The organism is Actinocorallia herbida (genome assembly GCF_003751225.1).
Taxonomy (GTDB): Bacteria; Actinomycetota; Actinomycetes; order Streptosporangiales; family Streptosporangiaceae; genus Actinocorallia; species Actinocorallia herbida.
The window spans coordinates 5,681,724-5,695,605 of record NZ_RJKE01000001.1 but is presented as its reverse complement, the minus strand read 5'-3'; the positions used below and the strand labels follow the sequence as shown (position 1 = coordinate 5,695,605).

Below are 13,882 nucleotides of genomic sequence, written 5' to 3'. Positions count from 1 at the left end.
CCATGAGCACCGTCCTTCACCACTCCTGCACCGGGCTGCGCGTCGAGCACGCCCGGCCCGGCGCGCCCGCCCTCACCGGAGCCGCCCGGCCACGCCTTTCCTGGCGACTGCCGGCCGGCACCACCCGGCAGCATGCCTATCAGTGGTCGGCCGGAGACTGGGAATCGCCCTGGATCGAGTCGGCCGACAGCGTCCTTCTGCCGTGGACCGGTCCAGTGCCCGCGCCCGGAGAACGGATGACCTGGCGGGTACGGGTCCGCACCGACCGTGGCATCAGCGACTGGTCCGCCCCCGCAGCCTGGGAACGCGCCACAGCCCACGACGGGTGGCACGCCGAATGGATCGAGCCGCACGAACCGGTGACCGCCGAAGCGGGCAACCGGCCGGCGCAGTTGCTGCGCACCGAATTCACGCTTGACGCGGCGGTGTCGCGGGCCCGGCTGCGATTCACCGCGCACGGCATCATCGAGCTGTTCTGCAACGGCGTGCGCGTGGGCGACCAGGAGCTGACACCCGGCTTCACCGCCTACCGCGCACGGCTGCAGGTCTTCGAGCAGGACGTGACAGGCCTGCTGCGCGAGGGAGGCAACGTGCTCGCAGCGGTGCTGTCGGACGGCTGGTATCGCGGAAGGCACGGCTTCACCCGCAGCGCGAACGGTTTCGGCGAGCGCACGGCGCTTCTCGCCGAGCTCACGGTGAGCCACCCGGACGCCGCGCCGACGGTGATCGGCACCGGTCGCGGATGGGGGTCACGACCCGCCTGGTTCACCGCCGACCTGATGGACGGCCAGCAGGAGGACCGGCGTGCGGCGCACCGCTGGTGGGAGACCGGCGCCTGGGCGCCGGTCCAGGTCGGCGACGAGGACGGGTATGCCCGACGGTCCCGCCTCATCACTCCCGATGCCCCGCCGGTGCGGCGGATCCGGGAGATCGTCCCGGTCTCGGTGACCCGGTCGGCGCACGGATCACACGTCGTCGACCTCGGCGAGAACATCAACGGCTGGATCCGGCTGACCGATCTCGGTCCCGAGGGCACCGAGATCACCCTTGTCCACGGTGAGGCGCTCGCCGCCGACGGATCGGTGACCACCGACCACCTGCGCGCGCCTGACTTCGCCGGGGGTTGGCGGCCGGCCGGGCAGGTCGACACGGTGATCTCCGCCGGCCGTCCCGGAGACGCGTTCGAGCCCCGGCACACCACGCACGGCTTTCGCTATGTGCAGTTCGACGGACATCCCGGCGTTCTGGGTCCAGACGACGTGCGCGGCATCGTGGTGCACACCGACCTGACCGAGACCGGCACGTTCGCGTGCTCCGACGAGCGGGTGGGCAAGCTGCACGAGATCGCGGTACGCAGCTTCCTCGGGAACGCCTGCGACCTCCCGACCGACTGCCCGCAGCGGGAACGCTCCGGGTTCTCCGGTGACTGGCAGGTCTTCCAGCCGTCGGCCGCGTTCACCCACGACATCGCCGCGTTCAGCACCAAGTGGCTGCGCGACCTGGCCGCAGACCAGTGGGACGACGGCACGATCACCAACATCTCCCCGGACCCCGGCGGTTCGTCCCCTTTGGCGGCGACCAACGGCTCCGTCGGCTGGGGTGACGCCATTGTCGAAGTGCCCTGGCAGCTCTGGCGCGCCTACGGGGACCTCGGTGTGCTCGCCGAGCACTATCCGGCCATGCGCGGCTGGGTCGATCGCTGTGCCCGCATCGCGGCAGGGCACCGCCATCCGCAGCGGGCCGCTTCGCACCCGGTCCCGCGAGCCCACGAGAGGTTCCTGTACGACACCGGCTTCCACTTCGGGGAGTGGCTCGAACCCGGCGTCGAACCGAGGCTCGATCCCGGCGCCGACCACGGCATAGTGGCCACCGCCTACCTGCACCTGTCCGCCCGGCGGTTGGCCGACATCGCCGCGCTGCTGGGTCACGACGACGACCGGCGCGTCTACCGGAGCATCGCCGACGGCGCCCGCGACGCATGGCAGGCCGAGTACATGTTGCCCGACGGTCGGCTCACCCGGCCCAGCCAGGCCAACTACGTGCGCGCCCTGGCCTTCGACCTCGTCCCGGCCACCCAGCGGGCGTCGTCCGCGGCCCATCTCGTCGAACTGATCAAAGCAGCGGACTTCCACCTGGGCACCGGATTCCTCACCACCGGGCTCCTGCTCCCCACGCTTGCCGACCACGGTCACGCCGACGTCGCCCACCGGGTGCTCATGTCCACCGGCGTCCCGTCCTGGCTCGAGATGGTCGACCGGGGCGCCACCACGGTGTGGGAACGCTGGGACGGCCTCGACGAGCACGGCGCCGCGCAGATGTCGCTCAACCACTACAGCAAGGGTGCGGTCATCTCGTTCCTGCACACCCACGTCGCCGGCCTGCGGATACTCGCCCCGGGCTACCGGCGATTCCTGGTCCAGCCGATGCCTGGCCCCGACCTGACCTGGGCCCGCGCCGAGCATGAGACCCCCTACGGCCCGGCCTGTGTCGCCTGGAGGAGGACCGGCCACCGGATCGATGTCGAAACCGACGTGCCGCCCGGCACCACCGCCCTGCTACGGCTCCCCGACGGCACAGAAACCGAACTCGCCCCAGGAATCCACCGCACCACAGGAAGAGCGACACCATGAGGACTGTGCCCGCGGCAGCTCGCTCCGGGGCCCTTCGAACCCGCGCCGCACAACCCGGCAGGACCTGCCTCGGCCGTCGTCCTTCGGCTGTCGCAGTTCGAGGCGTCGTTCCAGGCCACCCTCACCCCGGTGCCGGACGGCGCACACGCCGGCCTCACCGCCCATGTGGAGTCGGCTTCATCAGCGTGCCGCTGGGAGCGCTCGCCCACTCGACCGGCGACGAAGCGCACCTCCGTGACATTAACGGCGAAAATGTCGGATGACACAGAAGAAGCCGGCCGGACCTCCGGCCGGCTCCCCTCGATGCACGGTGCGCTACCGTGACAAATATGCCTAGGCGCTCAGCAGGTAGCTACCGTGTAGGAATCGCCCGACGGGAAGCGATCCTGGTAGCCGCCACCCGACACTTCGCCAGGAGCGGCTACCACAAGACCGCGATGACGCGCATCGCCGCCGACGTCGGCATCACCGAGGGCGGACTGCTACACCATTTTCCCTCCAAGAAACACCTGCTGCTCGCCGTCGTCGAACGCCGCATCGTCATCGCCGCGCAATGGATCGACGAGACGAATACCGAGGCGTCCGGTCTCGACGTACTCCGCAAGCTTCTCGAACTGACCGAGCGTCAACTCGCCGAGCCGGGCCTCATGGAACTCTTCGTTCTCGTCTCGGCCGAAGCCGCGAACACCTCCAGCCCGGCCCACAAACTCTTCGCCGAACGCTACGACAACGCCATCAACGGCCTTGCCGCTCAGCTGCAACGTGCCGTGGACAGCGGCGAGTTCCGTCCGGACACAGACTGCACAGCCATTGCCCGTGACTGCATCGCCATCAGCGACGGCCTCCAACTGCAATGGGTTCTCAGCGGCGGCACCATCGACCTACTCGCCGCGACCCACTCCCACTTGGACCGCCTTGCCCGCGCCATCACCACCGACGGCAAGGGGCTCGGAGACCACGTCCCGCAGAACGCGGCCCCAAGCCTCGGACCATCTCCATCGACCTGATCTTCCCCCGGCGGCACGGATGGGGCTGTTCCGTCGTTGAACGGGGACACCGCGGCCGCGGCCGCCATCGCGGCCGAGACCGGCGCTCGCGTCGAATCCGCCGCGGTGGACATCACCTCTGAGTCCGCGCTACGGGAACCGCATGCTTCCGTCCGAGACCAGGTAGGCCCGGCTTGGTGCGGGCGTAGCAACCGGCGCGGACCGCTCGCCGAGACCCTTCTGACCCTCCTCGCGGGGCGCAACGTGCCCGGGATCGCGGCCTACCTTCGCGTCCATCCCCAGACCGTCCGTTACCGGCTGAGGAAGCTCCAGGATCTCTCTGCGGCGACCGTCTAGAGGACCCCGACCGGCGCTTCTCGATGCAGATCGCCTTGCGCGCACGCCTTCTTCTCGACAGGGAGCGGGAACCCTCCCACCTGGGAAATTCCGCAGACTCATCATTAAGTACAACTTCCAAGGACCCGAATCTGACATTCGTTCAGTGCCCGGTGCTGAGCATGCGCTTAGCCTCATCGTGCGCCGGCAGCCCGAGCGAGACGGACGACGAGTACCGAGGGCACTTCGGCCGGCGCACCCTCCAGCGAAGGAAGGCCGCGTGAGATCCCACCCCCCGCGCCGGATGTCGAATCCCGACCCGGAAACCGCAAGAGCCCGAGCCGCCAGGACGGTGGCCCTTCCCACCATGGCCGTAGTCGCTGTGGCGCTGCTTCCGCTCCCGGCGGCCCAGGCCGCCCCGCCGCTGAGCGACCACCTCACCATCACCGCGGCGGGCACTCCCGCCTACCGGCTCGAAGGCGACCTCACCGGCGGCATCAGCGTCACGGACCGCGTCTTCGACTACGAGACCGACAAGGTCCAGGGCACGGCCACCCTCCCCGGGGCGTCCGGAGGCACCGCCACCGTCGACCTCAAGATCAGCCGTAACGGCATCTTCGGCCTGTCCGGTACCTTCGCCCTGAACGACCCGCAGGCGCAGGTGCAGATCACCGCGAACGTCTCCGGCAACGTCACCAGCCCGGTGGACGGGACGATCACCTGGCAGGCGAACGGCACCGTCCGGCGGGGAACCCGGTCCACGACCCAGAAGGTCGGCTTCACCCTGCTCGACCGTCGGCCCGATCCCGGTGACCACGCGATCCGCATCACCCACGCCGGCCAGGAGCGGAGCGCCGTACTCCGGCTGCCCGACGACTACGACGGCACGCCGCGTCCCGTGCTGTTCCACTTCCCCGGCCTGCTCGAAGCCCCCTCGATCGCCGAGTTCTACGGCCGGATGGCCGACTACGCCCAGACCCGCGGTTTCATCATGGTCACGCCCGAGCACTACGGCCAGGGCTGGCAGGGAGTCCCCGCCGGCTCGACGAGCCCTGACGTCGACGACCCGGGCTTCGTCGCCGCGCTCCAGGACATCCTCGTCCAGCGGTTCAACGCCGACCCCGACCGTCTCTACGCCTCCGGCATGAGCAACGGCGGATTCTTCACCAGCAAGATGGCCTGCGAGAACCAGCGCTTCGCCGCGTACGCCCCGGTCTCGGGCCAGCTCTCCGACCAGGCGGCCCGGGACGCCTGCCACCCCGGTCGGCCTGTCCCGATCGCCCTCATCCACGGCGACGGGGACTTCGTCGTCCCCTACGCGCAGGCCCCGGAGTCCGCCGACTTCTGGGCGCGGAACAATGGATGCGCCGCCACCGGCACCGACACCGACCTGCCCGACCTCGACCCCGGCGACAACACCACGGTCACCCGCCGCGACTACCGGGACTGCCCCGCGAGCGCACCCGTGATCCTTTACACGATCGAGGGCGGCGGTCACAACTGGCCCGGCGGCACCCCGTTCCTCGGCCCCTTCCTCGGGGGAACCACCTACGACATCGACGCCAACGCCGTCATCTGGGACTTCGTCTCCCGGTTCCACCTGTAGCGCCGACGGCGCCCGCCGGGCACCGGCCGAAGGACCACACCCGTGCCGGAACCTGAGACGGCGGCTCTGATCTCCGGGGCCGCCGTCGCGGGGCCGGTCGACGGCCAGGGCGATCAGCTGGGCCGTGCACGCCGGATCGGTCAGATGGGGCCGCCGTTCACCGGGCGGGCCCGGAGGAACAGGGACCGGCGCGGCAAGAGGCCCCATCAAGCGCGCCGACACGCTCTCCGCGCAGCGCGGCATCCCGCCGGAGTCGATGGAGGTCCCGGTAGAGCGGTTCCGTCGCCTTCGCCGCCGAGGACACGGCACCGTTCTACGCCGTCCAGATCTTCCCCGGCGACGTCGGCACGAGCGGCGGCTTTCCGCGCGATGAGCACTCACAGATCCTCCACCGCGACGGCCCCCATCGCCGGCCTGCATGCCCCTGGCAACACCACGGCTTCGGTGACGGACCGGGCCTACCCGGCCGGCGGCGCCGGTATCGGCGCGACCGAGGTCTTCGCCCCTGTCGCGGCCGAAATCGCGGCATCCGTCTCCGGTCGCGGTCAGGGCGCCGGTGACGGCGAGTGAGGCCGCGATCAGCAGGCCGAGGAGGGCCCAGGGCACGGCGAGGACGCGCACGCCTTCTCGTCCCGGATGGAAACCCGCCAGCGCGGCCGCGGTGACCAGGGCTCCCAGGAGCGCGCCGATGAGGGTGACCGCGGCGGACTCGAGGACGGCCATCCGGACGACCCGGCCGCGCGTCAGCCCGGTGGCGCGGGCGACGGCGAACTCCGCGCGCCGTTCGGCGGCGGCGACCACGACGGCGTTGATCATCGCGATCGCGGCGTAAAGGCCGGACCTGCCCATCAGGACGGCCACGATCCCCATGGTGCCGCGCTGCTGGACCGCCACCCTGGCGTCGGCCCATGGGCCGAGGGTGCGCACCTCGCCGATCCCGGCGGCGCGGATCCGTGCGGCGACGGCCTGCGGTGATACGCCGGGGGCGATCTGGACCAGGGTCTCGGTCGGCGCTTCGGCGAGCGTCGCGGCGGGAAGCAGGTCGCGCGGCACCAGGAAGTCGTCGCTGCCGTTCTCCAGGACCTCCGGTAGGCGCGCGACGAGGCGCAGTTCGACCTTGCGGGGGCCGATCCGCGCCGTGACCGTGCCGCCCCGCACGCCTTGGGCGGCGAGCCGTGGGCCGATGGCGATGCTGCGGCCGTGGAGTGCTTCCAGGGAGCCGGAGCGCAGGGCGAGGCGGTGGGTGCGCCGGTAGCCGGCGGCGTCGACCGCGGTGATCCCCGCATGGTGGGTCCGCAGGTAGGAGCGGTGGCCCACCCGGTGGCGGGACGTCACCGAAATCTCCACCTGGCTTTGCGGGGAGGCCAGGGAGATACCGGGGATCCGGGGGAGCCGGGCCGCGGCCGCGCCGGTCGACGTGACCACCAGGTAGGCGGCGGTGATGCGCTGGAGGTCGGCGCCGGTGGCGCGGGCGAGCGAGTTCAGCGCACCGGTCAGGCCGGCCAGCAGGCCGACCAGGACGATGACGGGCGCGGCCGTCGAGGCGCTGCGCCGTGTCGCGTCACGCAGGTCGGCCTGCGCCAGCCCGCCGAGAGCGCTCGCCCGCAGCAGCGTCCCCAGGAGCCGGCCGGCCAGGGGAACGGCCAGCGGGCTCAACGCGCTGAGGGCGATCGATCCGAAGACCGAGACGGCCATCGCGATCAGCAGATCCGCCCCGTGCCCTGCCGCAACGAGCACGACGGTCAGGGGCGAGCGCGGACACACCCGACAGCCAGCGGCGGGCGGCCATCACGCGGCTGGCACGCGGGGCGTCGCGCAGGGCGTCCAGCGGGCGCACCCGCGCCGCGCGGTAGGAGGCCGACAGCACCCCGAAGACCGCGACGCCCGTCGCGGAACAGTCCCGGAACCTTCCAGCGCCCGCTGCTCGTCCTGAACCTTGTTCTTGTCCTGCCGCGAATCGGACAGACCGGCCTCCACGATCACGGGGGGATCCTCGCTCATGGCGTCTCCTCGGATTCTCTGAGGCACACCCTTCGCGGAACAGTCCCCGTGGTCGGGGTCACGCTGAGACGTGGTTGCGCAGCGTGCCGAGGCCGGAGATGGACACTTCCACGGTGTCGCCGTCCTGGAGGCGGACCTGGGGATCGCGCCGGTAGCCGACTCCGCCGGGAGTGCCGGTGAGGATGACGTCACCGGGGGTCAGGGCGGTGAACTCCGAGATGGTGGCGATCAGGGTGGGGATGTCGAAGATGAGCTTCGAGGTGTTCGTCTTCTGCATGACCTCGCCGTTGAGGAGGAGCGTCATGTCGAGATCGTGCACGTCGACCTCGTCCGCGGTGACGAGGACCGGGCCGAGGGGGGTCGAGTCGTCCCAGGCCTTGCCCTGCATCCACTGGTGGGTCTTGTACTGGTAGTCGCGCATGGTGATGTCGTTGGCCGGCGTGTACCCGAACACGTGCGCCATCGCCTCGGACGCGGCAATGCGCCGGCCCGCCTTGCCGATCACGACGGCGAGTTCGGCCTCATAGTCGACGAAGGCCGATTCGGGCGGGAGCACGATCGGCCGGTCGTGTCCGATCAGGCTCGACGCGTACTTGGGGAAGAGCACGGGGTATTCGGAGTCCGAGCGCTTGGTCTCGGTGATGTGGGCGTCGTAGTTGAGGCCGACGCAGAAGACCTTCGCCGGCGCGGAGACCACCGGGAGCAGCGTCAGCGAGTCGAGCGGAAGAAGATCACCGCTGGTCGCGGCCTGTGGGAGCCCGGGAAGGGTGGTGGCGTCGATGGCGGACACGTCCGCGAGCGGGGCCACCATGTCTCCGCGGACCTGGCCGACGGCGGGCTCTCCCAGGGCATTGAGGTATGACGCGAAGCGCACGAAGGGTCCTTCTGTCGAGGGGTGACGTTCGCCTGATCGAAGCACACGGTGCTGATCTCTGGGTAGCATGTCCTGCATGACAGGAAGTGCAGGCGGCTACCGTGAACGCAACTCCACGGCCGACCGCGCCCTTGATGTCCTTCTGCTCTTCAGTGAGGAGCAGCGAACTCTGTCGGGCTCCGAGGTGGCCCAGCACCTCGGCGTCGCGCGCTCCACGGGGTACCGCTACCTGCAGAGCCTGACGGCTTCGGGTTTCGTCGAGGAGGTCGACGGGCGCTACGGCCTGGGCCCGAAGATCCTTGAGCTGGCCCGTGTGGCCCGCAGCGGTTCCGGCCTGCTGGAGCTGGCGCGGCCGGTGATGAGCCGCCTCGCCGAACGCACCGAGCAGACCGTCCTGCTGACGCGCAGGTCGGGCAACGTCGTGGTCTGCCTGGACGCCGTCGAGTCGACCCGCCCGATCCGGATCTCCTATGAGCCCGGCCACGTGTTCGCGCTCAACGCGGGCGCTGCCGCGGAGGTGCTGCTCGCGTGGGAGGACGACGCCACGGTGGCGGAGCTTCTCGCGACGGCTACCCTGGAGCGGTACACCGAGCGCTCGGTGACCGATCCCGAAGTGCTGGCGGCCCGGCTCAGGCGCATCAGGGCCAGCGGCGCGGCGGTCTCGCGCGGCGAGGTCGATGCCGAGGTGCTCGGCATCGCGGCCCCCGTCTTCGACGGCAACGGCCGGGTCCGCGCCGCCATCAGTGTCGCGGCGCTCGCCAGGCAGCATCCGGCCGGTTCCGCGGAGCTGCTGGAGGAGGGCGTGCGCAGCGCCGCAAAAGACCTGACCCTCCGGCTCTCGCTCGGCTAGCGGCACAGCCTGCGTCCTGTATTTCAGGACACATTTCCCCGATTTTGGGACTGCTCGATACGGTCTCTTCGTGATCATCGATGCAGCTTCCGGGACACCGCCCCGTGTGCTCGTCGTCGGTGCCGGACCTGTCGGTCTGACCGTGGCGAGCCTGCTGGCGGCGCGTGACGTCCCAGTCCTCGTGGTAGAACGCAAGAGCACGACGAGCGACGAGGCGAAAGCGATCAGCATCGACGATGAGTCGCTGCGCACTTTCGCCGCCTCGGGCCTCGCCGAGACCGTGCTGAAGATCGTGGTTCCGGGCACGGGCACGAGATACTTCGACCGCCGAAACCGGCCGCTCTTCCATGCCGGAGGCCCGAAACCGCCCTACCGGCGCGGTTTCCCGTTCAAGAACCAGTTCGCCCAGCCCGAACTGGAGGCGGCCCTGGTGGCCGCGGTGGAGAAACGGCCCGGGGTCGAGGTGCGCTTCGGCACCGAACTCGTCTCGTACACCGAAGAACCGGACGGGACCGTCACCGTGTACCTGCGCGACGTCGGTTCGGCGCGGATCAGCACGGAGCCGGTGAGCTGGGTGCTGGGCTGCGACGGCGGCCGCAGCACGGTCCGCGAACTCTGCGGGATCGGCATGACCGGGACCAGCCACGAAGAGGTCTGGCTGGTCGTCGACACGGTCGGCGACCACCATCGTGAGCGGTACGGGATGCACCACGGCGATCCCCGTCGCCCGACGGTGGTCGTGCCGGGCCGGGACGGGCGGTGCCGCTACGAATTCCTCCAGCTCCCCGACGAGAGCGTTCGGGGCGAGCGGCCTTCGTTCGACACCGTGCACCGCCTCGTGTCCCGGCACCGGCCGATCACCGAGGACCAGATCGAGCGGTGCACCGCGTACACGTTCAACGCGGTCGTGGCCGACGCATGGCGCGCCGGGCGAGTCCTCCTGCTCGGCGACGCGGCGCACATGATGCCCCCGTTCGCCGGTCAGGGGCTGAACTCCGGCATCCGCGACGCCGCCAATGTGGCGTGGAAGCTGGCCGGGGTCTGGCACGGCGAGTTCGGCGAGCGCGTGCTGGACACCTACGAGACCGAGCGCAAGCCGCACGCGTTCGCGACCGTGCGGTTCTCCGAGCGGCTCGGCCAGATCGTCATGACCACGAGCAGGGTTCGCGCGCTGCTCCGGGACCTGGTGGTCCGCGCGATGCGGCTGACCGCCCGCGGGCGCGGATACCTCTCCGAAATGCGTTTCCGGCCGGTCGCCGTGTACACCGACGGCGTGGTCGCGGGGACGCCCCACGAGCTGACGGGACGGGAGCTGCCGCAGCCGCTGGTGCTGGTTCCCCCCAGCCTGCGACCGCGCCGGGCCGACACGGTGCTCGGGGACGGGTTCGCGATCGTCGGCGTCGACGTCGATCCGGCGGACTGGCACCAGGTGCTCGCGGCCTTCGACGGACGGCTGCGCGCCTCCGCCGTCGACGTCGTGCTGGGAGACCGGATGCCGCGAACGGGAGCCGGGCACGTCTCCGTCGCCGACGCGGACGGCGCGCTCGAAGCCGCGCTCGAAGCGGCCAAGGGCGCTTTCGTGGTGGTCCGGCCCGATCGCTACGTGGCCGCGGTGTTCGCCGCCGGCGAGGCCGCCGCGGTCGCGCGACGGCTCGCGGCCCGGCTGGACCGGGTCGCCGCCCCGGCACCCATGTGACAGCGGCGGAGGCCGGCGCCCGCCGGACTCACGCCCACCAACCAAGAGGAGGTTCTTATGCCCAACGCAAGAGTGCTGATCGTCGGCGCGGGGATCGGCGGGCTCGCGACCGCGATCGCCCTCGCGGACGCAGGCCACGAGGCCACCGTGATCGAGATCCAGCCCACGCTGCACTCCTCGGTCTACGGGGTCGGGATCATCCAGGCGCCCAACCAGCTCCGCGCGCTCGACGCGATCGGCTGCGCCCGGCAGTGCATCGAGCAGGGTTACCCGGCCGAGTTCATGAACCGCATGTACGACATGGACGGGAACCTGGTCAGCACCATCCCCGGACCGAAGATCCCGGGCTTCGACTTCCCGGCGATGAACGGCATCACCCGTCCGCGGCTGCACGCCATCCTCACCGACAGGGCCCGCGCGGTCGGCGCGTCCATCGAGTACGACAAGACGATCACCGAGATCAAGCAGTTCCACGATCGGGCCGAGGTGGGCCTCACCGACGGCACCACCCGGACGGTGGACCTGGTGGTCGGCGCGGACGGCGTGCGCTCGGTGGTGCGCGGCCATGTCTTCGACGCACCGCAGGAGCCGCGGTACACCGGCAAGTCGGTGCTCCGGATCAACATCCCGCGTCTCCCCGAGATGGACGCGATCGTCCGCCAGGAGGGCAGGAACGAGCGCGGCGAGCGGATCGGCGTGGGCATGGTCCCGCTCGCCGAGGACCTCGGCTACCTCTTCGTCAACATCGTCTGGGACCGGGCGGTGCGACCGTCGGGGGACGAGCTGCGGGCGATCCTCAAGCGGGAACTCGCCGGCTTCGGAGGTCCCTCGGGAGTCGTGCGCGACCATTACGTCGACACCGGTGCGGAGATCGTGCTGCGCCCCGAGGAGTGGCTGCTCGCTCCGGCTCCTTGGCACAAGGGCAGGGTCGTCCTGATCGGCGACGCGGCCCACGCCGTCACGCCGAACACCGCGCAGGGCGCGGCCCAGGCCATCGAGGACGGCATCGTGCTGACGGAGTGCCTCGGCGGTGGCCTGCCCCTGGAGCAGGCCCTGACGGCCTACACGCGGCGACGGTACGAGCGGTGCAAGCTGGTCGTCGACTACGGCTACAAGGCCCGTCAGTGGGAGTTCGACCCGACGCCGGACTTCGATCCGCAGGAGATGGGCATCCGCATGCGGCAGTCGCTGATCGAGCCGATCTGACCTGGCGTATAACCCTGGAGTGATGTCTCCCCATTGACGCGAGCCACGAGTATGGTGTCCTACATGACAGGATCTGTGGCTCGCAGCTCCTACCGGGAGCGCAACTCGACGGCCGACCGAGCTCTGGACATCCTGCTGCTTTATACCGATGAGCGGCTGGCGCTGTCCGGAGCGGAGATCGCTCGGCAACTGGGCGTCGCCCGATCCACGGCGTATCGTTATCTGCAGAGTCTGTTGGCGGCGGGCCTCGTAGAAGAGGGGCCGGCGGGGTTCCGCATCGGTCCGCGCGTCTTCGACCTCGCCCGGCTGGCGCGAAGGGGACTCGGCCTGGACACCGCGGCGCGTCCGGTCATGCGGCGGCTGTGCGACGACCTGCATGAGACGGTTCTCCTGACACGCAGGTCCGGCTCGGTCGTCGTGTGCCTCGACCGGGTCGGGAAGGCCGGCCCGGTCCCGCTCTCCTACGAGCGCGGCCACATCTTCCCGATCAACGCCGGGGCGGCGGCGATGGTGCTGCTGGCGTGGGAGGACCAGGACGACATCCGTTCCGTTCTCAGTGAGCAGCCGCTGACGAAGCTGACGAGCCGCACGCTCACCGATCCCGACGAGCTGATGACCCGGCTCAGGCGGATCCGCACCCGGGGCGTCGCGGTCGCGAGCGGAGAACTCGACGAGGGCATCGTCGGAGTGGCGGCGCCGGTGTTCGGCAGGGACGGCGAGGTGCGCGCCGGGGTGAGCGTCGCCGTCCCCGTGTCGCGCCTGACGGCCGCGCGGGCGAGCGAGATGGAGAAGGGCGTCCGTACCGCGGCCGCCGAGATCGCGAAACGGCTCGCCGCCCCCGCATCTTGAGGCTCTTTCCCCGGTACGGCCTCCTGCGAATTGCAGGGCGCCGGGCATGCCCGATCGGATTCGCGGCGAGAGAGATTCCCGAAGATCGATGGCAATGCGAAACCCGTCCAGGGGGTGTCCTGGATCATAGGACAGCCGGACGATCGGGCCGCCGACCGTGATTGGGTGATGTCGGGTCGTTTAACCGACAGGACGAACCGGATAGAGATATTCGCCGAGTGGCGGCCACCGGTTCGCAGCCGAATCACGAGGGGATGAGCTGGCATGGCCATAGTGGAACTGGGACACACCGGCCTTTGGGTCAATGATCTGGGGGTGATGAAGGAGTTCTACACCGGCCTTCTCGGACTTCGGGTGACGGACGAGGACGAGGAATTCGGCATCGTCTTCCTCAGTGCCCGCCCCGAGGTGGAGCATCACGAGTTCGTCCTGCAGAAGGGCCGGACGGCGGCGATCGGGGAGAAGATGCAGCACCAGATCTCGTGGCGGGTCGAGTCTCTGGAGGACATCATCGGATTCCACGAGCGGTTCCGTGAACTCGGCATCGAGGTGCAGCAGGAGGTCACCCACGGAAACGCCTTCGGGATCTACTTCTTCGACCCCGAGGGCAACCGCAACGAGGTCTATCTCAGAATCGACAGGGATGTGCGGCAGCCGTTCCGCAAGACCTTGAACCTCGACCTGCCCGTCGACCAGATCTATGCGGAGGCCGAGCGGCTCCTCGCCGACGGCGGACCGGATTACCAGCCGGTCTCCTGAGCACGGAGCATTTCCGCGAGGCTTCCGCGGCATCCGATCGTGCATCCATTGATTGACCAACGCGTCATTGTGGACCACCACGGTCTGGT

The 13,882-nt window shown here is 70.1% G+C and carries 11 protein-coding genes and 1 pseudogene; 10 read left to right on the top strand and 2 right to left on the bottom strand.

The window, feature by feature from the left end; translation table 11 throughout:
• Positions 1-2: 2 nt before the first annotated feature.
• The 5 genes from EDD29_RS25825 (at position 3) to EDD29_RS25805 (ending at position 6,128) form a co-directional block, all read left to right on the top strand.
• Positions 3-2,630, top strand: a complete 2,628-nt coding sequence (locus EDD29_RS25825; protein ID WP_123666883.1) for a family 78 glycoside hydrolase catalytic domain — start codon at positions 3-5, stop codon at positions 2,628-2,630.
• 329 nt (positions 2,631-2,959) lie between these two features.
• Complete coding sequence (locus EDD29_RS25820; protein ID WP_123666882.1) at positions 2,960-3,637, top strand: TetR/AcrR family transcriptional regulator; 678 nt, start codon at positions 2,960-2,962, stop codon at positions 3,635-3,637.
• 36 nt (positions 3,638-3,673) lie between these two features.
• Positions 3,674-3,973, top strand: a complete 300-nt coding sequence (locus tag EDD29_RS25815; protein WP_123666881.1) for a helix-turn-helix domain-containing protein — start codon at positions 3,674-3,676, stop codon at positions 3,971-3,973.
• Between the two features lie 346 nt (positions 3,974-4,319).
• Complete coding sequence (locus EDD29_RS25810) at positions 4,320-5,558, top strand: CE1 family esterase (protein ID WP_148086098.1); 1,239 nt, start codon at positions 4,320-4,322, stop codon at positions 5,556-5,558.
• 369 nt (positions 5,559-5,927) lie between these two features.
• Positions 5,928-6,128 carry a hypothetical protein gene (locus tag EDD29_RS25805; protein ID WP_123666879.1) on the top strand — a complete coding sequence of 67 codons (201 nt, stop codon included), beginning with the start codon at positions 5,928-5,930 and terminating at the stop codon, positions 6,126-6,128.
• Positions 6,129-6,188: 60 nt separating this feature from the next.
• Here EDD29_RS25805 and EDD29_RS48210 read toward each other — a convergent pair.
• Together EDD29_RS48210 and EDD29_RS25795 are read right to left on the bottom strand one after the other, a co-directional pair.
• Positions 6,189-6,374: pseudogene (locus tag EDD29_RS48210) on the bottom strand (FtsX-like permease family protein); the annotation flags it as partial.
• Positions 6,375-7,617: 1,243 nt separating this feature from the next.
• On the bottom strand, positions 7,618-8,433 hold the full coding sequence (locus EDD29_RS25795) for a fumarylacetoacetate hydrolase family protein (RefSeq protein ID WP_246053009.1): 816 nt from the start codon (positions 8,431-8,433) through the stop codon (positions 7,618-7,620).
• A 76-nt stretch (positions 8,434-8,509) separates the two neighbouring features.
• On the opposite strand from EDD29_RS25795, the gene EDD29_RS25790 reads away from it, so the two are divergent.
• The 5 genes from EDD29_RS25790 (at position 8,510) to EDD29_RS25770 (ending at position 13,793) form a co-directional block, all read left to right on the top strand.
• Positions 8,510-9,283, top strand: coding sequence for an IclR family transcriptional regulator (locus tag EDD29_RS25790; protein ID WP_123670682.1), 774 nt, complete (start codon positions 8,510-8,512; stop codon positions 9,281-9,283).
• A gap of 70 nt (positions 9,284-9,353) precedes the next feature.
• Positions 9,354-10,979, top strand: a complete 1,626-nt coding sequence (locus tag EDD29_RS25785) for a bifunctional 3-(3-hydroxy-phenyl)propionate/3-hydroxycinnamic acid hydroxylase (RefSeq protein ID WP_246053007.1) — start codon at positions 9,354-9,356, stop codon at positions 10,977-10,979.
• 57 nt (positions 10,980-11,036) lie between these two features.
• A complete protein-coding gene (locus tag EDD29_RS25780) occupies positions 11,037-12,185 on the top strand; it encodes an FAD-dependent monooxygenase (RefSeq protein ID WP_123666878.1) in 1,149 nt (382 codons plus the stop codon).
• 63 nt (positions 12,186-12,248) lie between these two features.
• Complete coding sequence (locus tag EDD29_RS25775; protein WP_123670680.1) at positions 12,249-13,034, top strand: IclR family transcriptional regulator; 786 nt, start codon at positions 12,249-12,251, stop codon at positions 13,032-13,034.
• Positions 13,035-13,298: 264 nt separating this feature from the next.
• On the top strand, positions 13,299-13,793 hold the full coding sequence (locus EDD29_RS25770) for a VOC family protein (RefSeq protein ID WP_123666877.1): 495 nt from the start codon (positions 13,299-13,301) through the stop codon (positions 13,791-13,793).
• The last annotated feature ends 89 nt before the right edge of the window (positions 13,794-13,882 follow it).